The following is a 22,565-nucleotide window of genomic DNA, read 5'->3' as shown; positions in this document are numbered from 1 at the left end:
GCCGGTGAAGGCAGAGGTCCATCGAAACCGTGTTCGCACCGTTCAGGCCACTGGTCGGACGACATTGAACGGAATCGGACGGCAGGCGAGCCGGTGCTTCCCGGCCGAAACGCGATTGATGGGCACGGCCGCGGTTGGCCAGAATGAACGCCATGGGCGAGCGGGAGGAGGGCGGCCATTCGGACGATGGGTGCCCCTACCAAGGCCTTGCGCCGTTCGAGACGGCGGAAGCCGAGCTGTTCTTCGGGCGTACGCGGGCGACGCTCAACCTCCTCGAACGCCTGGGACGGCGTTTGACGGAGCACGGATCCATCCTGCTGGTCTCGGGCGCCTCCGGCGTGGGCAAGTCGTCGCTGTTACGGGCGGGGCTGATGCCGGCGCTGGCCGAAGGAAGGCTGCCGGTCGCCGGATCACAGCGTTGGCCGCGCCTGCTCATCACACCCACCGCGAAGCCGTTCCACGCGCTTGCCGAAGGGTGGACACAGGCGTTCGGCGGGTCCGTCGACGCGGTGGACGAGCAGCTGCGGGACGATCCGCGGCGGGCGCTGTCCGAGACTCTCTCACCGGCTGCCCGGCTCGTCCTGGTGGTCGACCAGTTCGAGGAACTGTTCACCCTGGTGACCGACGAGCGGGAGCGCCAGGCGTTCGTCAGGGCCCTGGACACCCTGGCCGAGGGCCCGCACGGCGCCGGAGTGATCATCGGCGTGCGCGCGGACTACTGGGACCGCTGCGCCGCCTACCCGCAGTTCGCCGCGGCCATCCAGGACGGTCAGGTCATCGTCGAGCCGATGACGGAGTCGGACCTGCGACTGGCCATCACCGGCCCCGCGGCCGTGAGCGGCCTGGAGATCGAGCCCGGTCTGGTGGAGACCATCCTGGGCGAGCTGCGCGTCGGCCCGGCTGCCGGCGATCGCTTCGAGGCCGGGGCCCTGCCCCTGCTCTCGCAGGCCCTGCGCAACACCTGGGAGAGACGTGAGGACGGCACCCTGACCGTCCGGGGGTACGAGGAGTCCGGCCGGGTCCACGACTCCGTGCGCCGTACGGCCGACGAGGTCCTCGGGCGGCTGCCGCCGCAGGACCGCAAGACCGCGCTGAGGCTCTTCCGGCGGATGACATTGATCACCGCGGGCGGGCAGGTGGCGCGGCGCAGGGCTACGCTGGCCGAGATCCACGCCGCCGCGGCCGCGCACTCCGCGGAGCGGCGATTACAGGTCGAGGCGCTGCTGTCCGCGTTCGCCGGCCAACGCCTGCTCACCCTGCACGAGGACACCGTCGAGATCGCCCACGACGCGCTCCTGACCGCCTGGCCCACCCTGCGGCAGTGGCTCGAGCCCGACCTCGCCGCCCAAGCGGTGTACGACCAGCTCGTCGAGGACGCCGCGCAGTGGGCCGGCAACCACCGCGACCCCGCCTTCCTCTACCGGGGCGCCCGGCTGCTGGCCGTGGACGACAACCGGCCCCGCTGGGAGCGCGACCCCGACAGCTTTCCGCCGCCCGGCCCCACCGTGGAGCGCTTCCTCGCGGCGTCCACGCGGGAGGTGCGGCGGGCGGGCCGCCGCCGTCGTCTCGTCATGACCGGCCTCGCGGTGCTGTCGGTGCTCGCCCTCATCGCGGCCGGCGCCGCCGTCAAGGCGGCGAACGACGCCGACTTGCAACGCAGGCGGGCGAGCTCCCGCCAGCTCGCGGCGCAGAGCGAGGTCACCGGCGACGCCCCTCTGGCCTCGAGGCTCGCCGTGGCGGCCTGGCGGATCGCTGAGACTGACGAGGCCCGCAGCCGCGTGCTGTCCGCGGCGACCCGCACCGCCCGAGGGAACCTCGGCGCGGACACCAAACCCCTGATGGCAGTGGCGTTCACCCCCGACAATTCGACCATCGTGACAGCAAGTAACGACGGCACCGTGCGGTTCTGGGACACGGCGTCGCGGCGGCAGCTCGGCACCCCGATCACCCGTCCGAAGTACGAGTGCTCAGGCACCAAGCTGGTCCTCAGCCCCGACGGCCGTACGCTGGCCACGGTGTGTCTCAGCACCGTCCGGTTCTACGACGTGGCCACCCGTCGCGAGCTGGGCGCCCCGCTGAAGCACACGGCTGTCGTGTCGGCGATCGCGTACAACCCGGACGGGAAGACCTTCGTGACCGGCGACCGCAGAGGCGTCGTCCAGCAGTGGGACGTGGCCACGCGCCGGCCGCACGGCGCTCCCATGGGCCGCCCCGACGACGGGCCAGACCTGTCGAGCGTCATCCACGGCGTGGCCTTCAGCCGGGACGGGAAGATCCTGGCCACCGGGGGCGCGGACAAGACCGCACGCCTCTGGGACACCGCCACGTCCCGCCAGATCGGCGCTCCCTTCACCGGACATCGCGATGCCGTCGGCGAGGTCGCCATCAGCCCGGACGGCACCATGCTCGCGACCTTGGGCTGGGACCGGACGGGGCGCCTGTGGGACATCGCCACGCGCAAGCAGACCGGGATGCTCAAGGACCGCAACGCCGGTTACGAGTCGATCTCCTTCAGCCCGGACGGCACACGGATCGTGACCGGCGGGGACAGCGGCCGTACCGTCCTCTGGGACACAGCCAGCCGGCAGCAGTTGCTCCTGCTCGCCGACAACTACAACAGCGTCAACAGCGTGGCGTTCAGCCCGGACGGGAAGCTGGTCGCCGCCGCCGGCGGCGACGGCGTGGCCCGGCTGGCCGACGCCCGGACCCACTTACAGCTCGGGACCCCCATGCCCGCGCTGGGGGCCGTCGCGCTGAGCCCTGACGGACGGATGCTGGCCGCCGGCATGCCCGACGACAAGGACCCCGCGATCCAGCTCTGGGACGTCGCCACCCAGCGTCGGCTCGGCCCCCCGCTGAACCCCGAGGGCCCTCGCCGTGCGGTGTACCGGCTCAGCTTCACCCCAGACGGGCGGACGCTCCTGTCGGGAGGAGCGGACGGCCTGCGGCTCTGGGACGTCGCGACTCGCCGCGAGATCGCCCAGGAAAGGACACTTTCGTCCGCCGTGATCAGCGCGGACGGCAGGTTCGTCGCCGCCCAGAAGAACAAGTCCATCGTGTTCTGGGACATCGCGCGCCGCGCTGAGACCGGGCCGCGCATCACCGTCCCCGGCCACACCGACCTCATCACGGCGATGGCGACCAGCCCCGACGGCGCGACCGTGGCGACCGCGGGCTTCGACAACCGGGTACGGCTCTTCGACGCGGCCACGGGCCGCGAGCTCCAGGGCCCGTCGTACGCGGCCCAGGGCGGGTTCGTCAACGCCATGGCGTTCAGCCCCGACGGGCGGAGGCTGGCCTTCACGGCCTCCGACTACAGCGTGCGGTTGTGGGACGTGCCGAACCGCCGCGCGGTCGGCATCGGCCTGATCCCCGAGGACGGCTCGACGAACACGCTCGCCTTCGGCCCGGACGGCGAGGTCCTCGTCACCGGCCTCAGCGACGGCGACGTGCAGCTGTGGGACCTGCGGACCTACCGGCCGCTCGGCTCCCCGATGATCGGCCACGCCAAGGGCGTGACCGCACTGTCCTACAGCCGGGACGGGACGACCGTCGCCACGGTGTCGGACGACAAGACCGCGCGGCTGTGGGACGTCCGCACGCCCCCTGACCTGGTGGCCGCCGCGTGCGCCAACGCGGGCCGCTCCCTCACCCGGGAGGAATGGGAGAATCTGGTACCGCAGGAGAAGTACCGCGAGACGTGTCCGTGACCCTGGCCCCCACCACGGAGAGAGCGAGCATGTTCCTTCGAGGTTTCCGGCGACGGACAGACAGGCCCGTCCCGGAACTGGCCGCGTTGTTCCGTTCGATCATCGACGGCGGCCGGCAGCTCCACCCGCTCGCGTCCGACTTCCTGGAACACTTCATGGACGGCGCGGGCGCTTCCAGGACGATGTCCCTGCGCTGGCTGCGCTCGTTCAAAGTGATCAAGAATGCCGAGCGCAAGAACCAGCGCCGCTTCGAACGGCAGCTCGCCCGGGAGGCGGGACGGCTGCGCGACGGCGCCTCCACCTGGCTGCACGACCACTGGGACGCGCGGATCAACGCGTTCATCGGTACGGAGCTCTTCTACGTCAGCAGGGTGAGCCTGCTGCGCTCGCAGGGCTCGTTCGTCCTGACCCGGGACGGCCGGGAGGTGCAGGTGTCCGGCACGGTCCGCCACCGCTGGTTCGACCCCTATGACTGGGACCGCGGCCGATGGGTCTACATTCCCCGGCACGGGTTCGTTCCGATCGCGGTCGGCCGGGAGCTGGTCGAGGCCGACGAGGCACGAAACTTCCTGATGGAGTCACGCCACGTCCAGACATTGGAGGGCCTGTACCTGGACGGCCGCTGGCCTCGCCGCGGCAGGGCCAGGTTCGAGTGGTCGCTGGTGGGGACGGGGCGCTCATGATCGCAGATCGTCCCGGTCCGCCCGATCCCACCAAGGCCGACAGCGTGGCGGACTTCGTCCACTCGCTGGCCCGGCTCAAACAATGGGCGGGCGAGCCGTCTTTGAGCAGGCTGCGCTCTCTCGGCGGCCAGACGGCGGCCTCGGACGGAGCCATGGTCGACGCGTTGCCGAAGAGCACGACCTCGCATGTGCTGCGGCAGACCGACCGGCTGCCGCGGTGGGATTTCGTGCGGGCCTTCGTCACCGCCTGCTTGCGCTCCTGCGACTTTCCTGCCGAGCTGATTCCCGGTGAGCTGGAACGCTGGCGAGCCGCCAGGACGGCCCTGGCCGAACCGGTCACCCCACCCGATGAGCGAATGCCGCCGGAGGACGTGGCGGGGCCTCCGGCGGCGGAGACGCCTGCCACGGTGGCGGCCGCCGGCCCGGCGGGGAACGCGACGGCCCAGGCCAGGACCGCCGATCGTCTCTCGTCGGATCACACACTCGAGCTGCTGTCACGGCGAGTGGTCCGGGAAGAGGACAGGGCCCGTAAAGGACTGCTGGGCGGCTACAACATCGCGCCCGTCTCCTTCGGGCTGTACGCCGACTCGATCCATCGTGACGACGCACCCGGCGAGGTGGCGGACGACCTGCGGTCGATCGGCCGTCTCTTCACCGGCCTGCGCCCGCAGCGCCTGCTCGTCGTGGGCTCCTCAGGGTCGGGCAAGACAGTGCTCGCCATCGAACTGGTGCTGCAACTGCTGGAGCCCTTCGTGGCCGCCGACGGCCGGCCCGGTCAGCCGCAGATGGTGCCGGTACGCCTGAACGCGACCCGATGGACCTTGGGGCGGCCGTTCGAACCCTGGCTGGCCGAGCAGCTGGTGCAGGACTTCGGGCTCGCGGCCAAGGACGCGCTGCGGCTGGTGCGCGATCGCCGGGTGCTGCCGGTGGTGGACGGACTGGACGAGCTGGACCCCGAGCCGTCGATGGGCCCGCCGCGCCGGGCGATCGGGCTGCTGACCGAGCTCAACCGCTACAGCGACCTTTCCGGGCGGCGGCCGGGAGCGGTCGTCGTGACCTGCCGGGCCGATCGTCACGCCGAGCTGCGCGAGGCCGGGGTCGAGCTGGACAACGCCGCCCGGATCCATCTTCGCAACCTGACCACCGAACAGATCAGCACGTACCTGCACGCCCGCTGGCCGGACCGCCATCCATGCGAAAGGCACCGCGACGACATCCACGCGGCACTGTCCGGGCCGGCGGGAAAGGCCGTGCACTCCGCTCTCGCCACACCCTGGCGGCTGTTGCTGACCGCCACCGCCGCGGAGGCCGGCGCCGACCCGGTCGAACTGCTCCGGGTGGATCCGCGCGCCGACCCTCGTGAGGGAGCGGCGGCGATCGGCCGGCGGCTGCTGGAGGCGTACGTCCCGGCGGCGACCGGCCTCACGCCCCGCGCCGCGCACAGCACTCCCTACCAGCCCGCTCAGGTGCGGTCGTGGCTCGTGCACCTCGCGGCCCACCTGCGGTGGCAGGCCGCCCGCACCGCCGAGGAGGATCGGCCGCCGCCCGGCCTGACGGCGATCGACATCGTCCCCCACCTGCTGTGGCCGATCGGCGGCCGACGCCTGGTCCAGGCGTTGCACTGTCTGTGCTGTGTGCTCTTCTCGGTCATCGCCATGCTGGTCTTCTGGACGGGCTCGGCGGTCGACAGCCCTGGCGACCTGCGTGACGGGCTCGACCCGGAGGAACTGCTCACCTTGGCCCTCATGGCGGGCTGGGTGGGCATCGCAACCGGCCTGTCGCTGTCGCCATGGCCGGCCGCCGCCGGTGGGCGAACCAACGTCCCTCGCGGGCGGCGCGTCACCGGCGGCCTGCTCGGCGCCCTGGCGGGCCTCCCCGTCGGAGTGCTCGGTGGCCTGGCGGGGCTGATACTGACCGGAGAGCGAATCTTCGGTCCCGTCTTTGCCGTCGCCGCCGGGGGAACCGGGGGGCTGGCGCTTGGCGCGGTCATCGGAGTGACCGCTGCCGGTCGGCGGGGAGCCGAGCGCATGACCGTGTCGGAGGCGGTCCGCGCCGAACCCGTCATCCTGCTGGGCTTCGGACTGTGCGGCGCGCTCACCGGACTGGCGCCGCTGCGGCTGGCCCACGCCGGCCCGCTGCCGCTGGCCGTGGGCGTGACCGGGGCCTTCGTCCTGGCTTTCGCGCTGGGGGTCGTTTTCAAGATCGCCACTGGGGGCTGGAGCAAGGATGCGGAGCTCGCCCACCCGCGGGAGGCCCTCCACCGGAACCCGACGATCGGCCTGGCTTTCGGCCTCACCGGCGGTGTCGCCGCTTTCCTGGTGTTCGTCATGAACCAGGACGTCGTCGAGTCACTGGTGTGCGCGCTCATCGGCGGCGTGACCTTCGGCCTGGCCTTCGGCGCGATCGCCTGGACCCGCGCCATGATCGGCCTGGCCGTCGCAGCCACGCGCGGTCTGCTTCCGTTCCGGCTGTGGGACTTTCTCGACTGGGCCTGCGAGGCACGGCTGCTGCGCGTCACCGGCGCCACCTACCAGTTCCGGCACCGCGAACTCCAGGACTTCCTGACTCCGTCCGAGAGCGCCGGGAACAGCACCGGCCGCGAGTCTTCAAGGTACGGAGGAACGCCGTCAGAAACGCGCAGTCATCGATGCACCCCGGGCTGAGGCCGACCACCCGGCGGCGGCGTTCCCACGGCTAGCGCGTGCGGACCTCGCGGCCGGTGTCGGCGGGCCGGTCGGAGGCCGCGGGGGGCGCGGTGGCGCGGCGGCCCGGGATGGTCAGGACGATCAGCGCCGCCAGCAGCGCCACGCCGCCGCCGATGAGGAAGCCGGTGCGGAAGCCGGCTTCGGACGGCAGCGTCACGGGACCGAGCTTGATCGTCATGTTGGCCAGGACCGCCCCGAGCACGGCGCTGGCGCAGGACGTGCCGATCGAGCGCATCAGGCTGTTGAGGCCGTTGGCGGCGGCCGTCGCGGTGAGCGGTACGGCGCTCATGATGATGGATGGCATGGCCGCGTAGGCGAAGCCGATCCCGGCGGCGACCACGGCGGAGAAGATCAGGATTCCCCACGCCTCGCCCATCAGCACGAGGGCCAGGAGGTAGCCGGCGGCGATGATCAGCGTGCCGAGCAGCAAGGACGTCTTGGGTCCGCGGGCGGCCGACAGGCGCGCCGCCACGGGCGAGACCGCCATCATCATCAGCCCGGCAGGCGCCATCCACAGGCCGGCCTCGACCATGGAACGGCCCAGGCCGTACCCGGTGGCCGCGGGCAGTTGCAGCAGCTGGGGCGTGATCAGCGACATCGCGTACATGGCGAAGCCGATGACGATGGAGGCCAGGTTGGTCATCAGCACCTGGCGGCGCACGCTGGTGCGCAGGTCGATCAGCGGCGCGGGCGTGCGCAGCTCCCACCACCCCCACAGCAGCAGGATCACCGCCGAGGCGGCGAACATGCCGAGCGTGGTGCCGCTCGTCCAGCCCCAGTCGCTGCCCTTGGAGATCGGCAGCAGGAGCAGGACCAGGCCGGCCGCCAGCCCCGCCGCCCCGACGAAGTCGAAGCGTCCCGGCGACTTCACCGGCGACTCCGGCACGATCAGCAGGATCAGGACGCTCATCAGCAGGCCGAGCCCGGCCGCCCCCCAGAACAGCGCGTGCCAGCTGACGTACTGGGCGACGAGCGCGGCGGCGGGCAGGCCGAGCGCACCGCCCACGCCCAGCGAGGAGCTCATCAGCCCGATGGCGGAGCCGAGCCGCTGCGGCGGCAGCACGTCACGCATGATGGCGATGCCCAGCGGGATCACGCCCATGCCGAGCCCCTGCAGCGTGCGGCCGGCCACCATGGGGGCCAGCGATTCGGCGGGCGCGCACACCAGAGAGCCGACGGCCAGCAGGAGCGCGCTGGCCATCATGACGCGGCGCTTGCCGTACAGGTCACCGAGCCGTCCCGACACGGGCATGGCCACCGCGCCGGCCAGCAGGGTCGCGGTGATGGCCCAGAAGGCGTCGGCGGCGCTGGTGTGCAACAGGGTCGGCAGGGTGGCGATCAGCGGGACGATCAGGGTCTGCATCAGCGAGACCGTGATGCCCGCCGCCGCCAGCACACTGATGATCGCTCCGCTGGACGGGGTGGCGCGCGTCGAACTCATGAGTTCTCCGAATCTCACCGAGCGTATGCACGATGCATATCGTGTGTATCCTACAGTTCGCTATATAGAGGGATATTCGAGACGCGGTGGGGAGGTACTCGTGCGCGAGGAGATCGTTCACATCGAGCGCGAGCTCATGCTCATCGGCCGCTACAAGGAGCTGGCGGCGACGGCCGCGCCTGCCCAGGAACGGCGGCTCGAGCGCGGCAGCAGCTACATCCTGCTCAGCCGGCTCGAGGCCGAGGGGCCGATGTCGATCGGCCAGCTCGCGCAGGCATTCAGCCTCGACACCTCCACCGTCAACCGGCAGACCGCCGTCCTGCTCCGCGACGGCCTGGCCGAGCGCATCCCCGACCCCGAGGGCGGGATGGCGCGCAAACTCCGCATCACCGAGGAGGGACTGCGCCGGGTGGCCGGTGAGCGCGAGTACCGGCTCAACGGCCTCGCCACGGTCCTGAGGGGCTGGACCCCGCAGGAGCTGGCCGCCTTCGCCGAAGGACTGGCGCACTTCAACGCCAGCATCGAGCATTAGCCCCGCACGCGCCGAACGCCCCGCCCCGCGAGCTCACCGATGGAGGGCGGGGCGTTCGTCAGTCGCGCACGCTTGCGACGTCGACGATGGTCTTCAGCAGGTGACGCGGCGGGTCGGCCAGGCCGCGTCGTACGGCGTCCGGCAGCGGGACGGTCTGCACGGGCAGCTGATCGACACGAACGTGCCCGCTGTGCAGCAGGGCGACGGCGCCGCGCACGTCGGTGTCCCATCGGTGCGAGGCCGAGCCCACGACGTGCTTCTCCCCCAGCACCACGTCCAGCGTGGGGAGGACGGCCGGCTCCGGCGTGACGCCGAGCAGGACGGCGGTGCCGCCACGGCGGCAGAGCGACAGCGCGCCGGCCACCGCGGCGGCCGTTCCCGCGCTCTCCACCACCACGTCGGCGCCACGCCCGCCGGTCAGCTCGCGAACGGCGGCGTCCGCGGCGTCGCCGGGAGCCGCGGCGACCAGGCCGCACGAGCCGGCCAGCGAGCGGCGCCCCGGGTCCGGATCGACCGCGACGATCGCCGCCGCGCGGCGGCACCTTGCCACCTGGGCGACCAGCAGCCCGATCGCGCCGGCGCCCACGACCGCGACCACGGCGCCGGACACGTCGCCGGCCTTGTCGAGCGCGCGCACGGCGACCGCCGCGGGCTCGGCGAAGACGGCGACGTCGGCGGGCATGCCGTCGGGCAGGGGGGCGCAGCGGCCGGCCGGCGCCACCAGGTACTCCGCCAGCCCGCCGTCGTCCTGCAGCCCGAGCGCCGCCCCGCGCTCGCACAGCGGGTACTCCCCCCGCGCGCACCACCAGCACCGCCCGCAGCCCAGCACCACGTCGGGCACGACGGGGGTGCCGGGGGCGAGGGTGACGCCCTCGCCGGGTTCCGCCACCACGCCGACGACCTCGTGTCCCAGGGTGAGCGGCGCCGCCCGGCCGGTCAGCGGGTGCGGCGACACCGGCACCACGATCGGGCCCGCGTGGTACTCCTCGACGTCGCTGCCGCAGATGCCGCAGAGCGTGACCGCGATCAGCACCTCGCCGGGGCCGGGCCTCGGCACGTCGACGTCTACCAGCCGGACGTCGCCGCGCCCGTACCAGCGCAGCGCCTTCATACCCGGGACCCGGTCAGCCGGGTCGTCACGCCCGGCCGCTCGGTGAGGCCGTCGGCGAGCTCGACGCCCAGCCCGGGCCGCCCGTCCAGGCTCACCCGGCCGTTCTCCACCCGCGGCAGGCCGGTCGCCAGCTCCTGGTACCAGGTGTGGCGGAACGCGCGCACGCTCTCCTGCACCAGCGCGTTGGGCTGGCTCAGGGCGAGGTGCACGCAGGCCGCGAACGAGACGGGCCCGGTGCAGTCGTGCGGCGCGAACGGCAGGTCGTACGAGTCGGCGAGCGCGGCGATCTTGCGGGCCTCGGTCAGCCCGCCCGTCCAGCCTATGTCGACGATCGCGACCCGGATCGCCGAGCGCTCCAGCAGCGCGCGGAACGAGCGCTGCCCGGTCAGCGTCTCGCCGGTGGCCAGCGGCACGGACGTCGCGGACTGCAGCGTGGCGTAGGAGGCGTGGCTGTCGGACCGCAATGGGTCCTCGATCCAGTACGGGGCGAAGCGCTCGAGCTCCGTGACCAGGCCGAGCGCGGCGTGCAGGCTCCATAGCCCGTGCAGCTCGACCATGACGTCCATGTCGGGTACGGCGTTCTTGATCTCGCCGAGCACCCGCAGGCCGGCGAGCAGGTCGGCCCGCTCCAGCCGCATGCCGCCGGTGCGCTCGGCCGCCTGGTCGAACGGCCACACCTTCATGGCCCGCAGGCCCTCGTCCCACAGGTCCTTGGCCAGCTCGCCCGGCCGTTCGAGGAAGCCGCGCAGGTCCTCGTACGGCGACGTCTCCGCCAGGCCCCAGTTCGACACGGCCTGGCGCGGCTCGTTCTTGACGTACGACGGCCCCGCGCAGGTGTTGTAGACCGGCAGGCCGTCCTGGTAGGGCCCGCCGAGCAGGGCGGCCACCGGCAGGCCCGCCGCCTTGCCGAGCAGGTCCCACACCGCCATGTCGATCGCCCCGTTGCCGCGGGTCTCCACCCCGCTGCCCTGGAAGCCCACGTGGCCGGTGAGCAGCCGGCGCAGCCGCTCCGGGCTGGGCAGCGGCGCGCCCACGAGCTGCGGCGCGACGGTCTCGTGCAGGTACGCCTCGACCGACTCCGCCCCGAAGAACGACTCACCGAGGCCGGTCCGGCCGTCGTCGGTGTGCAGCCGTACCAGGAGCACGTTGGGCTGAATCGGGCATCGGATGGTTTCCAGGCCGACGGCTCGGATGCTCATGGTTCGAGGACCATATCTGGTCAGACCAGCACACACAAGGACCTTGACAGGACCATATCTGCCAGGGAAGCTCGAGCAATCTGGTAAGACCAACGTCAGAACGGATGTTGAGACTATGACGTTGACCAACAGCCCCTTAGCGATCACCATGTGGGACTTCTCCTGGCTGGAGCGGCGCTGGGACGGCGCCGGCTACCAGGACTGGGACCGTGCGCTCGACGAGCTGGTCGAGCGGGGCTACGACGCGGTGCGCATCGACGCCTTCCCCCATCTGGTCGCGGCAGATCCGGAGCGGACCTGGCGCCTGCTGCCCGTGTGGCACTTCGAGGCGTGGGGCGCCACCGAGCCGGTCTCCGTACGTGTGCTGCCCGACCTGCTGGAGTTCATCCAGTCCTGCGCGGTCCGGGGGCTGCGGGTGGCGCTGTCCTCCTGGTTCAGGAAGGACGAGCTCGACACCCGCTTGAGCGTCCGTACCGCCGCCGACCTGGCCCGGATCTGGGACGTCACGCTCACGGCGATCGAGCGCGCCGGCCTCGCCGACGCGATCTACTTCGTCGACCTGGTGAACGAGTGGCCGCTCGCGATGTGGGCGCCGTTCCTGTACGGCAACGACCCCGACGCCGTGACCCTGTCGCGAGGCGACGAGGTCGTGCGGAGCTGGACCCGCGAGGCCATCGGCACCCTGCGGGCCGCCCATCCGCGCCACCGCTACACGCTGTCCGTCTGCACCGAGACCACCGGCGCGGACGGCGAGGACCTGTCCGAGCTGGACCTGCTCGAGCCGCACGTGTGGATGACGCCGCAGGCCACCACCGACTTCTACGACCGGATCGGCTACGACCTGCACAACTCCCAGTTCGACCCGCGCGCCTACGAGCCGCTGTCAGGACCGGCGGAGCGCCTCTACCGTGCGGACCCCGAGCGGTGGGCCGGCAGCCTGGCCGAGCACATCGGGAAGGTCGCCGAGTGGTCGCGGTCGGCCGGCAAGCCGCTGGTGACCACCGAATGCTGGGGGATCGTCAACTACAAGGACGGCCCCGGCCGCGACTGGGGCTGGGTCAAGGAACTGTGCGAGAGCGGGGTACGCGCCGCGCTCGCCACCGGCCGCTGGGAGGCACTGGCCACCAGCAACTTCTGCGGCCCCCAGTTCACCGGCATGTGGCGCGACATCGCCTGGCACCGGCGCATGACCGACGCCATCCACGCGGGGGTAACCGAGTTCGCGCCCGTCTCCTGAGAGGAACCGGACACATGACTGCCATCCCCCGCCGAGATCTCCTGCGCGGCGCCGCCCTGCTGGGTCTGGCGAGCCCGCTGACCGCCTGCGGATCGGGCGGCGAGCCGGTCGGCTCCAAGGAGGCCGGGCCGCAGGGTCCGCTCACCGTCTGGATGCACGAGGAGCAGGCGAACACCAAGTACTTCAACGCCAAGATCGCCGAGTACCGGCGCCAGTTCCCGAAGGTGACGATCAAGCCCCTGTACGTCCCGATCGCCAACCTCGACACCAAGCTCTCCACCGCGTTCACCACGGGCTCGCCGCCGGACCTGATCAAGGTCGGCGCCTGGACCCTCGCGGAGCGGGCCTCGAAGGGGCAGGTCGCGCCGCTGCCGCCGGCGGAGTTCGGCGCGGGCTCCATCGAGGAGCTCAAGGGCAGGTTCGACACCAACGCCTTCGCCGCCCTGACCTACAAGGACCAGGTCTACGGGATCCCGATCGACTTCAACTCGGTCCACCTGTGGTACCGCCGCGACCGCTTCGAGCAGGCCGGGCTCGACCCCGACAGACCCCCGGCCACCTGGGAGGAGGTCGAGGAGTTCGGCCGGAAGCTCACCACGGGCTCCCAGGTCGGCCTCCAGTGGCAGCTCGCCGACAACATCTGGGCGATGCTGAACTTCCTCCCGCTGATCAACGGCCTGGGCGGGCGCATTAGGCCACCGGGCGCGGCGGCCTGACCACCCCTGAGGGCATCCAGGCCCTGGAGTACTACGGCCGGCAGGGCAACCCGAGGCTGAGCGACCCGGTGGGCGCGTTCGGCCTGTTCGCCAAGGGCACCTCGGCCATGCTGGTGTCCGGCAGGTTCACCTCCAGCCTCATACCGGAGCTCAATCCCAAGGCCAAGCTGGGCGAGACCTTCGACAGCGCCGTCGTGCCCTCCTGGGCGGGCAAGGAGAAGGTGGCCTCCGGCTACTTATGGGGTGGCTGGTCGCCAAAAAGGCGAAAAATCCGTACACGGCGTGGCACTTCGTCAACTGGCTGTCCAGCTCCGCCAACGTCGACCAGCAGCTGGCCGCCACCGGCCTGGTCACCCCGGCGACCGGCTGGCAGAAGCTGCCCAGCGCCCGCGACAAGGCCAGCCAGCAGCTGGAGGAGCAGCTCCCGTACACCGACTTCGGCCCGGTGCTGCCGCAGTGGACGGAGACGATCAAGGCGCTGCTCGACGCGCTGGAGTCCGTGATCCACAAGCAGCGGCCGGCCAGGGACGCCGCGGTCGCCTTCGACGACGCCGTGGGGCGGATCCTCAAATGACCCGCACCATGACGGTGCGGGAGGCTCGCGCGGGCGCGGGCCTCGCCGCCCCGGCGATCGTGTACTTCGTCCTGTTCTGGGCGCTGCCCGCGCTGGCCGCCCTGTACCTGAGCTTCACCTCGTACGACCTGTCGGGCACCCCCGAGTGGGTGGGCCTGGAGAACTACCGCCAGATGTGGGCGAACGACGAGTTCTGGGCCAGTGTGCGGGTGACCCTGCTCTACACGGTCTTCGCCGTGGGCCCGACGATCGTGATCGCCCTGGTCGTGGCCGTGCCGCTGGCCAGGCCAGGGCGGCTGCGCGCCTGGCTGCGCGGCCTGGTCTTCATCCCCGCGGTGATGCCGCTGGTCGGCGCCACGGTGCTGTGGCAGGTCAGCTACTCGACCGGCGGTCTCGCCGACACGCTCGTGGGTGCCCGGCCGTGGCTCACCGACTCCGGCTACGCCATCTGGGCGCTGCTCGTGATGGTCATCTGGAAGTACGTCGGCCTCTACGTGATCATCTTCGTGGCCGGGCTGCAGGCCCTGCCGTCGAACGTCTTCGAGGCCGCCGCCATCGACGGCGCCCGCGCGCTGCGTACGTTCTTCCTCATCACCGTGCCGCTGCTGCGCCGCACCTTCACCTTCGTGATCGTGGTGGCCGTCACCGGGGCCATGCAGTCCTTCGTCCCCGCCTACCTGCTCACCAAGGGCGGGCCGGTCAACGCCACCCAGGTGCTGCCCCTCTACCTGTACAACAACGCGTTCTCCTACGCCCGGTTCGGCTACGCGTCGGCGATCGCGATCGTCCTGCTGGTGGTGCTGCTGGTCTTCGCCTTCACCCAGTTCAAGCTGATCAGGAGTGACGAGGAATGAGAATCAGCCGCGCGCTCACCACCGTGGCCCTCATCGGCTTCGTGGCGCTGATGTTGCTGCCGCTCTACTCCATGATCGTGCTCGCGTCGGCGCCGGACGACAGCGACCTGTCCGGGCTGCGATTCCACGGTTTCGCGCTGTTCGACAACATCGGCCAGATCATGACCGACGGCCGGTTCCCGCGCTACCTGCTCAACAGCATCCTGATCGCGTCGGCGGTCGCGGTGCTCGACGTGGCGATCTCGGCGGCAGCCGGGTACGCGCTGGCCCGGCTGCGCTTCCCTGGCCGGGCAGCGCTGCTCGACCTCGTGGTCATCGCGCTGTCCCTCACCCCGGCGGTCGTCATGATCCCGGTGTTCGTGGCGCTCAGCGAGCTCGGCTGGCTCAACAGCTACCAGGGCCTCATCGCGCCGTTCGTGGCCAGCGCGCTCGGCGTCTTCCTGGTCCGCCAGTTCGCGCTGGGCATCCCCGCGCAGATGCTGCACGCCGCGCGCGTGGACGGCGCGGGCGAGCTGCGTATCTTCTTCCTCATCGCGGTCCCGCTGCTGCGCCCCGCCCTGCTCACCGTGCTGCTGCTGCAGTTCCTCGCCCAGTGGGACAACCTGATCTGGCCGCTGATCGCCGCGAGCGAGCAGGAGCTGTGGACGCTGCCGCTCGCGCTGTCGTCGTTCGAGGGCGAGCACGGGATCGTCTACCACCTGCAGACCGCCGCCGCGCTGCTGTCGGTCCTGCCGCCGCTGGCCCTGTTCGCCCTGCTGCAGCGCTACTACGTCTCGGGCCTCACCCTCGGAGGGATCAAGCGATGACCGACGGCATCCGCATCGAGCGGGTCACCAAGCGTTACGGCAGCCAGGTGCTGTTCACCGACATCGACCTGCACGTGCGCGACGGGGAGTTCCTGGTGATCGTCGGCCCGTCCGGGTGCGGGAAGTCCACGCTGATGCGGATCGTCGCCGGGATCGAGCCGGTCAGCGCCGGGCGGGTGAAGGTCGGCGGCCGTGACGTCACCCACGCCCACCCGGGCGAGCGCGGGATCGGCATGGTCTTCCAGGACTACGCCCTCTACCCGCATCTCAGCGTCGAGGGCAACCTGGCGTTCGGCCTCCGGGCCCACCGCGTGCCGAAGGACGTCATCCGGCAGCGCATCGCCGACACCAGCCGCGTGCTCGGCCTTGCCGACCAGCTCAAGAAGAAGCCGGGACAGCTCTCCGGCGGCCAGCGCCAGCGGGTCGCGCTCGGCCGCGCCATGATCCGGGAGCCGGCCGCGTACCTCATGGACGAGCCGCTGTCCAACCTGGACGCGGCGCTGCGCGTGCAGATGCGCGCCGAGCTGATCGAGTTCCACCGCCGCACCGAGGGGACCGTCCTGTACGTGACCCACGACCAGGTCGAGGCCATGACCATGGGCGACCGGGTCGCGGTGCTCAACGAGGGCGAGTTCGCGCAGATCGGCACCCCGGCCGAGATCTACGAGCAGCCTGCCGACGAGTTCGTCGCCACGTTCCTCGGCAGCCCGCGGATGAACCTGCTCGACGCCACCGCGCGTGCGGGCGCGGACGGGTTCGAGCTGTCCAGCGGTGACCTGCGCTGGCGGCTGCCGCGCGAGGGGCTGCCGGACGACCTGCCCGAGTCGGTGCGGATCGGCTTCAGGCCCGAGTCCGTACGGGTGCGCCCCGACGCCGCGTCGCCGGCCTTCGAGCTCGAGGCGACGGTGTCGTACGGGGAGAATCTCGGAAACGAGCGCATCCTGCATCTTCGTGACCGCACGGGACGGGCGCTCGTCGCCCGTGTCCCGCCGCGGACCGGGCCGCGGGACGGGGAGCGTGCGACCTTCCACGTGCCGCTCACCGATCTCCACCTCTTCGGGCCGGACGGGCGGGCGTGCTGGCACGGCACCGGGCTCGCCACCGGCGGCGAGCCGCTACCGTGGTCGGCATGACCGCTGATGGCGCGAAGAAGCCGTCGCCCGAGAGCATGACCGCTGATGACGGGAAGAGACCGTCGCCCGAAAGCGCGACCGCCGATGGCGGGAACAGGCCGTCGCCTGAAAACGTGATCGCGGAAAGTGGTAAGACCACGCCGGGAGCGTTGATCGCCGTCCTGGAGGACCGGATCCTGACCGGCCACTGGGCCGCCGGCGTGCGGCTGCCGTCCGAGCGCGACCTGGCGACCGAGTTCGCGGTCAGCCGCCCGGTCATCAGGGAGGTGCTCCGGGCCCTGCAGGAGCGCGGGCTGATCGAGGTCTCGCCGCAGCGCGGCAGCTTCGTGCGCCGCTACACGGCGGAAAACCTGATGCGGCCGATGTACCTCGCGGCCCGCGCCGCCGGCGTGACCGCCCGCCAGCTCATGCGGGCGCGGGTCATGCTGGAGACCGAGGCCGCGGGCCTGGCCGCCGTCAACGCCACCAAGCGGGACCGCACCGATCTGCTCCGCGTCCACCAGCTCTTCGCCCGGCCGGGCGACGTGCACGCCAGGGCGCGGGTGGACCTCACCTTCCACGAGACCATCGCCAGGGCCTCCGGCAACCCGGTCATCCACATGATGTTCACCTCGATCCAGGACCTCACGTACGGGCTGATGCTGCGCAGCCTCAGCGACCGCGAGGTGCGGGAGGCCGGCGAGCCCCTGCACACCGTGATCCTGGAGCACATCCTCGACCGCGATCCCGACGGCGCGCGCGAGGCGATGCGCCGCCACCTCGACCTCGCCGAGGAGTTCTACGGGCCCGACATGGACGCCAACCTCGCCGAGGTCATCGAGCACCAGCTCGCCTCCCCCGCGACGCAGTCCGGCGACGACCTCATGGCGGACCTGCGCACGCCCTCATGACGTCACCCCCGCTGATCGGCACCCCGTTCAGGATGCGCGGCTCATTGCCGCGAACGGCTATCGAGCGCTGCCCGCGGCTTGGACGACGGCGCGGATGAGGTGCTGGTTTTCTGGCGCCCCGCCGCCTCCGCCGAAGGAGAAGCGGCGCCGGGTGTAGCTGTAGGCGATGCCGGTGGCGGGATCGGCGAAGGACTGGGCGCCCACCGCGCCGCTGTGGCCGAACGCGGCGGGGCCGAGTGCCGGGTATCGGACGCCTTGGGCTTCGAAGCCGAGCAGGAAGTGGTCGCTCTCGCCGGTGACCAGGTCGCGGCCGGGCGTGTGCGGCGTGGTGAACTCGGCCAGCGTGCCCGGACGCAGGAGCGGCGGGTGGCCGTCGACCTGACCGATGGCCGCCGCGTACATCCTCGCCAGGCCGCGCGCGCTGCCGACGCTGCCGGAGGAGGCGGGGCCGAGGGCCCGGACCATCCGGGTGTTGGCGAAATCGGCCAGATCGGTGGGTGGGGTGGCGTTGAGGTTGAAGGCGATCCCGGTCAGGCTGTCCGGCGCGGGCGCGTGGGCCGCGGCGGCCTCCCGATCTTCGGGGAACAGCGGCTGCACGGGGACGTAGCGGGGTTCGAGGTGCTCGGGGAGCCCCAGGTGGAAGTCCAGTCCGTACGGGGCGCGGATGCGCTCTTCGTACACCTGCTGGAGGGTCTTTCCGGTGGCCCGGCGCACCACCTCGCCGGTAAGCGCGCCGATCACGAAGGCGTGGTAGCCGTATCCGGTCCCCGGCTGCCAATAGGGGCGCTGGGAAGCGAGCCGTTCGGCGATGAGCCGGTCGTCGGCCAGCTCGGCGACGGCGAATCCGCCGTCCACGCCGATGAGCCCGGCGCGGTGGGCCAGCAGGTCCCGCAACGTGATCGCCGCCTTGCCTTCGGCGGCGAACTCCGGCCACCAGGAGGCGACGGGCCGGTCCAGATCCAGCGTCCCGTCCTGGACCAGCAGCGCGACCACCAGGTGGGCGGCGGCCTTGCCCGAGGAGAACAGGGCGTGCAGCGAATCCCCGCTCACCTCCTGGCCGGCCCACAGGTCGACCACCTGGCGGCCCCGGTGATAGACCGCGAGCTGCGCGCCGGGGTCGCGCTCGGCCGCCACGACGGTGGCGAACCGCTCGGCGACGCCCTCGAATCCCGTGGCCACCGTGCCATGAACCAGGCTCGTCGTGCCGGGCATCACTGGACCTCCAGAGTGCCCAGCTCGTCGCTGACGAGGTCGCCGAGCGTGGCGAAGAACGCGGCGATGCCTGGAAGGTTGGCACCCTTGGCACGAGAGGCGGCCAAGTCCTCCGGCGAACGCCACTCCACCACGTCCAGCCATTCATCGCCGGGCAGCCGCACCAGCCGGGCACCCAGGAAGCCCGCCCGGTCGGCCTGGAAATCCGCCACCATCCCAGGACGGGCGGCCAGCATCTCATCAGTCCTGTCCGGCGCCACTGTGAACCGGGTCAACTCCACCGCGGTCATCTCTGCCTCCATGTCTCGTGATTCAACACAGACCACCATATAGTCACCAATCCATACAGTCAAATTTAGTGACTATCTTGGGCGTTCATGAGAGCCGCCGTGGCGGCGGTGGCGACGATGAGGGCCGCGGCGATCCAGAACGCGAGCGCGGTCGCGTCGAGGGCGGCCGTCCCGGGTGCGAGGCCGGAACGGGTGAAGACGTGGAAGAAGGCCGTGCCGAGTACGGCGATGCCGAGCGTACCGCCGAACTGCTGGACGGCGTTGAGCAGGCCCGCGGCGGAGCCGGTTTCGTGGGGGCGGACCCGCGACAGCGCCGTGGTGAAGAACGGAACGGTGAACAGCCCGTTCCCGAGCCCGCCCAGCGCCAGGGCGGCGGGAAGAAGCCAGGTGAGAGCAGTCTGATAGGCGGCGATGGCGCCGAAGACCCCGGCGAGCAGGGCGGCGAGCCCAGCGAACATGACCCTGGCCCCGTACCTGGGGAACAGGCGGGTGCCGCAGACCCATGACGCGACGGCCATCGCGGCCGACCACGGCAGCAAGGTCATCCCGGACGTGAGGACGTCGCCGCCCAGGCCGAGCTGCACCTGCAGGACGATCACCACCGTCAAGCCGTTCACCGCCGCGAAGAACAGCGTGGAGGTCGCCAACGCGGCGGGAAAGGCCCGGCCGCGGAACAGGCTCGGCTCGATCAGCGCGCCGCGGCCGCGGCGGGCGCGGCGACGCTGCTGCCGGCCGAACGCCACCAGCACCACGACGCCGGCGCCCAGGGCGGCCCAGGTCCAGGCCGGCCAGCCGGCCGTGTTGCCCTGGATGAGGGGGTAGACGACCAGTCCGGTTCCGAGCATCGCCAGGGCGGTCCCGCTCAGGTCCAGGCGGACGGGCCGGGATGAGCTGTTCTCCCGCAGCGCCGGAACGCTGGCCAGCACGACGGCGGCGAGGGGGATGTTGATCAGGAACGCCGCCCGCCACGACACGCCGAACAGGTCGGCGTGGGTGAGCACGGCCCCCAGCACCGGCCCGCAGATGGCGGCCAGGCCCATCACCGGTCCGATGCTGCCCATCGCCTTGGCCAGCTCGGCCCCGTCGAACATGGCCCGGATCAGCCCGATGGTCTGCGGAATGATCAGTGCGGCCGCGGCGCCCTGGATGGCGCGCATGCCGATCAGCATCCCCGGGCCGGTGGCGCACGCGCACATCACCGATGCCAGCGCGAAGGCCGCGACGCCCGCCGCGAACGTCCGCCTGCGACCGGCCAGGTCGCCCAGGCGGCCGCCGGGGATCAGCAGCACGGCGAAGGGCAGCGTGTAGGCGGCACTGAACCACTGGATATCGGATCCGGCGCCGCCGAAATCGTGGTGGATCACGGGAGCGGCCACCGTGACGATCGTGGCGTCCAGCAGGTTCATCGCCTCGGCGATCAGCAGCGTGACCAGGGCGAGCCACCGCCACCGATGTGCCACCGCCGCCGATGTGTCCTCTCGTACGAGCATCCGCTACTCCTTTTGCCGGCTTGTGATTGCAGGCAGCAGCGTGACGCCGGGAGATGCTGGTGTTCCAGCCACAGGACTTCATTGGATGGTTTCTTCCACCAGAGTCCGCCAGGCGAGAGAATGTGACCATGCTCGACGATCTGGACCGGGGCCTGATCCATGCTCTGCACATCGACGGGCGGGCCCCGTTCAGCCGGATCGCGGAGGTGCTCGGCGTGTCCACGCAGACGGTGGCGCGCCGCTACCGGCGGCTGCGCGCCGAGGCCGGGCTGCGCGTCGTCGGCCTGCCCGAACAGGACCACACCGGCCAGGCGCAATGGGCGGTCCGGCTCACCGCCGCCCCGTCCGCCTCGCAGGCTCTGGCCCACGCGCTGGCCCGGCGGCCCGACACCTCCTGGGTCAAGCTGGCCTCCGGAGGCACGGAGATCTTCGCGATCGTCCAGGCGCCGGGCCACAGCGGGCCGTCACGGTCGCTGCTGCTGCACGACATCCCCCGCACGTCCGGGATCACCGCGGTCTCCGCGCAGCTGCTGCTCCACACGTACCTGGGCGGTCCGACGGCGTGGCACGGACGCCTCCAGGCACTCGACGAGCGGCAGCGGCAGCGGCTGGCGCCACCGGCTCAACCCGCCGTCACTCCAGGCCCGTACGCGCTGACCGGTGCGGACCACGGCCTGATCGACGCCCTGCGCCACGATGGCCGGACCGGCTACGCCGAGCTGGCCGCCGCGACCGGCTGGTCCCAGGCGACAGTGGCACGCCGCCTGGCCGACCTGCGCGCCCGGGGGCTGGTCTTCTTCGACGTGGAGGTCGACGCCGCCGCGTACGGCGTCACCACCCAGGCCCTGCTGTGGATGACCGTCGCGCCGGCACACCTGGACCAGGTCGCGACCACCCTCGCCACCCACCACGAGCTCGCCGTCGTCGCCGCGACCACCGGCCCGACCAACCTGCTCGCCAACGCGCTCTGCCGCACCCCCGCCGATCTGCACCGCTACCTCACCCACCGGCTCAGCGCGCTGGACCAGATCCGCGCCCTGGAGACCGCCCCGGTCATGCACATCCTCAAGGCGGCCGGGCACTCACCCCGCCGCCCCTCCTGAGGCCCCCGGAGCCGCTGCCATTGCCACGATGGCGCACACGGCCGTGGTCTTCCGCGTGGGCGGCCGGGTGACCAAGCCCAAGGCCACGGTCTGGAAGTGAGCGCCCATCACCCGCTGGAGTCCCGGCGGACCGCCCGTACGGCCAGCACGTTCGGAATGGGGCGCCGCTGGGGCTCGTACACGCGCTCGATGCCCAGTCCCGCGTCGATGAAGGCGTTGACCAGGTCGGCCAGCGGCACATGGCTCATCCCGACCCGCTCCCGCACCCCGCCCTTGCGCCACCACGGCGAGCGCTTGTGCCAGCCCGTGATCCGGTACGTGGGATGGATGACCACCGCTCCGTCCTCGCGGGTCTCGATGTGCGGGCCGTTGAAGCACGGGTGCACGCCGTAGAACAGCAGCAACCCGCCAGGGCGCAGGACCCGGGCCGCCTCGCGCAGCAGCCCGGCGAAGTCGGCGATGTCGGTGGAGATCCAGAGCGCGGTGACGGTGCCGAACGTGTCCGCGGCGAACGGGAGCACCGTCGCGTCGCCCTGGAGGAGCGGGGCGGCGCCGTCCCGGCGGCGGGCGAGACTCAACTGGTCGGCGGAACGGTCGAGGCCGACGACGGCCCGGCCGGTGGAGCGGATGGCGTCGAGGTAGAGGCCGGTGCCGCAGCCGAGGTCCAGGCACAGCCCTTCGCCGGGACCCAGCAGGTCACCCAGGTCGGCGATGGTAACGGCGGCGTTGGACCCGATGTACTCGTCGTACCACTCGGCCTGCCCGTCATACCGTGCGGTCATGATCTAGGTAGCTGGTGTAAAGCGGTCGATCCCGGCCGGTTGCATCTCGATCGCGATCTGCTGAGCCGGGCCTGTGATCGAGCTTGGTGGCCCGATC

Annotated in this window: 19 protein-coding genes; 12 read left to right on the top strand and 7 right to left on the bottom strand. The window is 71.6% G+C overall.

Translation table 11 applies throughout. The features are described from left to right. The first annotated feature begins 152 nt into the window (after positions 1–152). The 3 genes from ACIBVN_RS51225 to ACIBVN_RS51215 are packed head-to-tail and all read left to right on the top strand — an operon-like array spanning position 153 to position 7,056. The gene (locus tag ACIBVN_RS51225) at positions 153–3,710 is read left to right on the top strand and encodes an NACHT and WD repeat domain-containing protein (RefSeq protein WP_397148598.1); all 3,558 of its coding nucleotides are present in this window, start codon (positions 153–155) and stop codon (positions 3,708–3,710) included. Positions 3,711–3,739: 29 nt separating this feature from the next. Continuing rightward, positions 3,740–4,393 carry a hypothetical protein gene (locus tag ACIBVN_RS51220; protein ID WP_397148596.1) on the top strand — a complete coding sequence of 218 codons (654 nt, stop codon included), beginning with the start codon at positions 3,740–3,742 and terminating at the stop codon, positions 4,391–4,393. Next, positions 4,390–7,056: an NACHT domain-containing protein gene (locus tag ACIBVN_RS51215; protein ID WP_397148594.1), complete on the top strand. Its 2,667-nt coding sequence runs from the start codon at positions 4,390–4,392 to the stop codon at positions 7,054–7,056. Before ACIBVN_RS51220 ends, ACIBVN_RS51215 begins: the two co-directional genes overlap by 4 nt. Before the next feature lie 31 nt (positions 7,057–7,087). Here ACIBVN_RS51215 and ACIBVN_RS51210 read toward each other — a convergent pair whose 3' ends face one another. Beyond that, positions 7,088–8,539: an MFS transporter gene (locus ACIBVN_RS51210; protein WP_397148592.1), complete on the bottom strand. Its 1,452-nt coding sequence runs from the start codon at positions 8,537–8,539 to the stop codon at positions 7,088–7,090. 100 nt (positions 8,540–8,639) lie between these two features. Here ACIBVN_RS51210 and ACIBVN_RS51205 point away from each other — a divergent pair, with 100 nt between their 5' ends. Continuing rightward, a complete protein-coding gene (locus ACIBVN_RS51205) occupies positions 8,640–9,071 on the top strand; it encodes a MarR family winged helix-turn-helix transcriptional regulator (RefSeq protein ID WP_397148590.1) in 432 nt (143 codons plus the stop codon). A 58-nt stretch (positions 9,072–9,129) separates the two neighbouring features. Here ACIBVN_RS51205 and ACIBVN_RS51200 read toward each other — a convergent pair whose 3' ends face one another. Together ACIBVN_RS51200 and ACIBVN_RS51195 are read right to left on the bottom strand one after the other, a co-directional pair. After that, positions 9,130–10,182 (bottom strand): alcohol dehydrogenase catalytic domain-containing protein, encoded by a 1,053-nt coding sequence (locus ACIBVN_RS51200; protein ID WP_397148588.1) that lies wholly within the window; start codon positions 10,180–10,182, stop codon positions 9,130–9,132. Further along, complete coding sequence (locus ACIBVN_RS51195) at positions 10,179–11,381, bottom strand: mandelate racemase/muconate lactonizing enzyme family protein (RefSeq protein ID WP_397148586.1); 1,203 nt, start codon at positions 11,379–11,381, stop codon at positions 10,179–10,181. Before ACIBVN_RS51195 ends, ACIBVN_RS51200 begins: the two co-directional genes overlap by 4 nt. Before the next feature lie 115 nt (positions 11,382–11,496). Between ACIBVN_RS51195 and ACIBVN_RS51190 the strand changes: the two genes are divergently transcribed. The 7 genes from ACIBVN_RS51190 to ACIBVN_RS51160 all read left to right on the top strand — a co-directional run bounded on the left by ACIBVN_RS51190 (position 11,497) and on the right by ACIBVN_RS51160 (position 17,591). After that, positions 11,497–12,618, top strand: coding sequence for a cellulase-like family protein (locus tag ACIBVN_RS51190; RefSeq protein WP_397148584.1), 1,122 nt, complete (start codon positions 11,497–11,499; stop codon positions 12,616–12,618). Between the two features lie 14 nt (positions 12,619–12,632). Continuing rightward, the gene (locus ACIBVN_RS51185) at positions 12,633–13,334 is read left to right on the top strand and encodes an extracellular solute-binding protein (protein WP_397148582.1); all 702 of its coding nucleotides are present in this window, start codon (positions 12,633–12,635) and stop codon (positions 13,332–13,334) included. 238 nt (positions 13,335–13,572) lie between these two features. Next, the gene (locus ACIBVN_RS51180) at positions 13,573–13,908 is read left to right on the top strand and encodes a hypothetical protein (protein WP_397148580.1); all 336 of its coding nucleotides are present in this window, start codon (positions 13,573–13,575) and stop codon (positions 13,906–13,908) included. Further along, positions 13,905–14,762: a carbohydrate ABC transporter permease gene (locus ACIBVN_RS51175; RefSeq protein ID WP_397148578.1), complete on the top strand. Its 858-nt coding sequence runs from the start codon at positions 13,905–13,907 to the stop codon at positions 14,760–14,762. The genes ACIBVN_RS51180 and ACIBVN_RS51175 overlap by 4 nt, the downstream gene beginning before the upstream one ends. Beyond that, positions 14,759–15,568, top strand: coding sequence for a carbohydrate ABC transporter permease (locus tag ACIBVN_RS51170; RefSeq protein WP_397148576.1), 810 nt, complete (start codon positions 14,759–14,761; stop codon positions 15,566–15,568). Before ACIBVN_RS51175 ends, ACIBVN_RS51170 begins: the two co-directional genes overlap by 4 nt. Next, entirely contained in the window at positions 15,565–16,701 is a 1,137-nt protein-coding gene (locus tag ACIBVN_RS51165; RefSeq protein ID WP_397148574.1) for an ABC transporter ATP-binding protein, read from the top strand. Before ACIBVN_RS51170 ends, ACIBVN_RS51165 begins: the two co-directional genes overlap by 4 nt. Next, entirely contained in the window at positions 16,698–17,591 is an 894-nt protein-coding gene (locus ACIBVN_RS51160) for a FadR/GntR family transcriptional regulator (protein ID WP_397148572.1), read from the top strand. The genes ACIBVN_RS51165 and ACIBVN_RS51160 overlap by 4 nt, the downstream gene beginning before the upstream one ends. A 57-nt stretch (positions 17,592–17,648) precedes the next feature. Here the strand turns inward: ACIBVN_RS51160 and ACIBVN_RS51155 are convergent, their stop codons facing one another. The 3 genes from ACIBVN_RS51155 to ACIBVN_RS51145 all read right to left on the bottom strand — a co-directional run bounded on the left by ACIBVN_RS51155 (position 17,649) and on the right by ACIBVN_RS51145 (position 20,583). Then, positions 17,649–18,803, bottom strand: a complete 1,155-nt coding sequence (locus ACIBVN_RS51155; RefSeq protein WP_397148570.1) for a serine hydrolase domain-containing protein — start codon at positions 18,801–18,803, stop codon at positions 17,649–17,651. Beyond that, positions 18,803–19,093, bottom strand: a complete 291-nt coding sequence (locus ACIBVN_RS51150) for an antibiotic biosynthesis monooxygenase family protein (protein WP_397148568.1) — start codon at positions 19,091–19,093, stop codon at positions 18,803–18,805. Before ACIBVN_RS51150 ends, ACIBVN_RS51155 begins: the two co-directional genes overlap by 1 nt. Before the next feature lie 65 nt (positions 19,094–19,158). After that, complete coding sequence (locus tag ACIBVN_RS51145; protein ID WP_397148566.1) at positions 19,159–20,583, bottom strand: MFS transporter; 1,425 nt, start codon at positions 20,581–20,583, stop codon at positions 19,159–19,161. 128 nt (positions 20,584–20,711) lie between these two features. Here ACIBVN_RS51145 and ACIBVN_RS51140 point away from each other — a divergent pair, with 128 nt between their 5' ends. Further along, positions 20,712–21,686 carry an Lrp/AsnC family transcriptional regulator gene (locus ACIBVN_RS51140; protein WP_397148564.1) on the top strand — a complete coding sequence of 325 codons (975 nt, stop codon included), beginning with the start codon at positions 20,712–20,714 and terminating at the stop codon, positions 21,684–21,686. Positions 21,687–21,793: 107 nt separating this feature from the next. Here ACIBVN_RS51140 and ACIBVN_RS51135 read toward each other — a convergent pair whose 3' ends face one another. Continuing rightward, entirely contained in the window at positions 21,794–22,468 is a 675-nt protein-coding gene (locus ACIBVN_RS51135) for a class I SAM-dependent methyltransferase (protein WP_397148562.1), read from the bottom strand. Positions 22,469–22,565 lie beyond the last annotated feature (97 nt).

Source organism: Nonomuraea sp. NPDC049400 (assembly GCF_044466425.1).
Classification (GTDB): domain Bacteria; phylum Actinomycetota; class Actinomycetes; order Streptosporangiales; family Streptosporangiaceae; genus Nonomuraea.
Note: the sequence above shows the minus strand (reverse complement) of the source record. Positions and strands in the feature narration are given on the sequence as shown.

Bases quoted from the DNA above. Each gene is read 5' to 3' on its own strand.
- ACIBVN_RS51225 (WP_397148598.1), top strand. From the start codon at position 153: ATGGGCGAGCGGGAGGAGGGCGGCCATTCGGACGATGGGTGCCCCTAC.
- ACIBVN_RS51220 (WP_397148596.1), top strand. From the start codon at position 3,740: ATGTTCCTTCGAGGTTTCCGGCGACGGACAGACAGGCCCGTCCCGGAA.
- ACIBVN_RS51215 (WP_397148594.1), top strand. From the start codon at position 4,390: ATGATCGCAGATCGTCCCGGTCCGCCCGATCCCACCAAGGCCGACAGC.
- ACIBVN_RS51210 (WP_397148592.1), bottom strand. From the start codon at position 8,539: ATGAGTTCGACGCGCGCCACCCCGTCCAGCGGAGCGATCATCAGTGTG.
- ACIBVN_RS51200 (WP_397148588.1), bottom strand. From the start codon at position 10,182: ATGAAGGCGCTGCGCTGGTACGGGCGCGGCGACGTCCGGCTGGTAGAC.
- ACIBVN_RS51195 (WP_397148586.1), bottom strand. From the start codon at position 11,381: ATGAGCATCCGAGCCGTCGGCCTGGAAACCATCCGATGCCCGATTCAG.
- ACIBVN_RS51190 (WP_397148584.1), top strand. From the start codon at position 11,497: ATGACGTTGACCAACAGCCCCTTAGCGATCACCATGTGGGACTTCTCC.
- ACIBVN_RS51185 (WP_397148582.1), top strand. From the start codon at position 12,633: ATGACTGCCATCCCCCGCCGAGATCTCCTGCGCGGCGCCGCCCTGCTG.
- ACIBVN_RS51180 (WP_397148580.1), top strand. From the start codon at position 13,573: ATGGGGTGGCTGGTCGCCAAAAAGGCGAAAAATCCGTACACGGCGTGG.
- ACIBVN_RS51175 (WP_397148578.1), top strand. From the start codon at position 13,905: ATGACCCGCACCATGACGGTGCGGGAGGCTCGCGCGGGCGCGGGCCTC.
- ACIBVN_RS51170 (WP_397148576.1), top strand. From the start codon at position 14,759: ATGAGAATCAGCCGCGCGCTCACCACCGTGGCCCTCATCGGCTTCGTG.
- ACIBVN_RS51165 (WP_397148574.1), top strand. From the start codon at position 15,565: ATGACCGACGGCATCCGCATCGAGCGGGTCACCAAGCGTTACGGCAGC.
- ACIBVN_RS51160 (WP_397148572.1), top strand. From the start codon at position 16,698: ATGACCGCTGATGGCGCGAAGAAGCCGTCGCCCGAGAGCATGACCGCT.
- ACIBVN_RS51155 (WP_397148570.1), bottom strand. From the start codon at position 18,803: ATGCCCGGCACGACGAGCCTGGTTCATGGCACGGTGGCCACGGGATTC.
- ACIBVN_RS51150 (WP_397148568.1), bottom strand. From the start codon at position 19,093: ATGACCGCGGTGGAGTTGACCCGGTTCACAGTGGCGCCGGACAGGACT.
- ACIBVN_RS51145 (WP_397148566.1), bottom strand. From the start codon at position 20,583: ATGCTCGTACGAGAGGACACATCGGCGGCGGTGGCACATCGGTGGCGG.
- ACIBVN_RS51140 (WP_397148564.1), top strand. From the start codon at position 20,712: ATGCTCGACGATCTGGACCGGGGCCTGATCCATGCTCTGCACATCGAC.
- ACIBVN_RS51135 (WP_397148562.1), bottom strand. From the start codon at position 22,468: ATGACCGCACGGTATGACGGGCAGGCCGAGTGGTACGACGAGTACATC.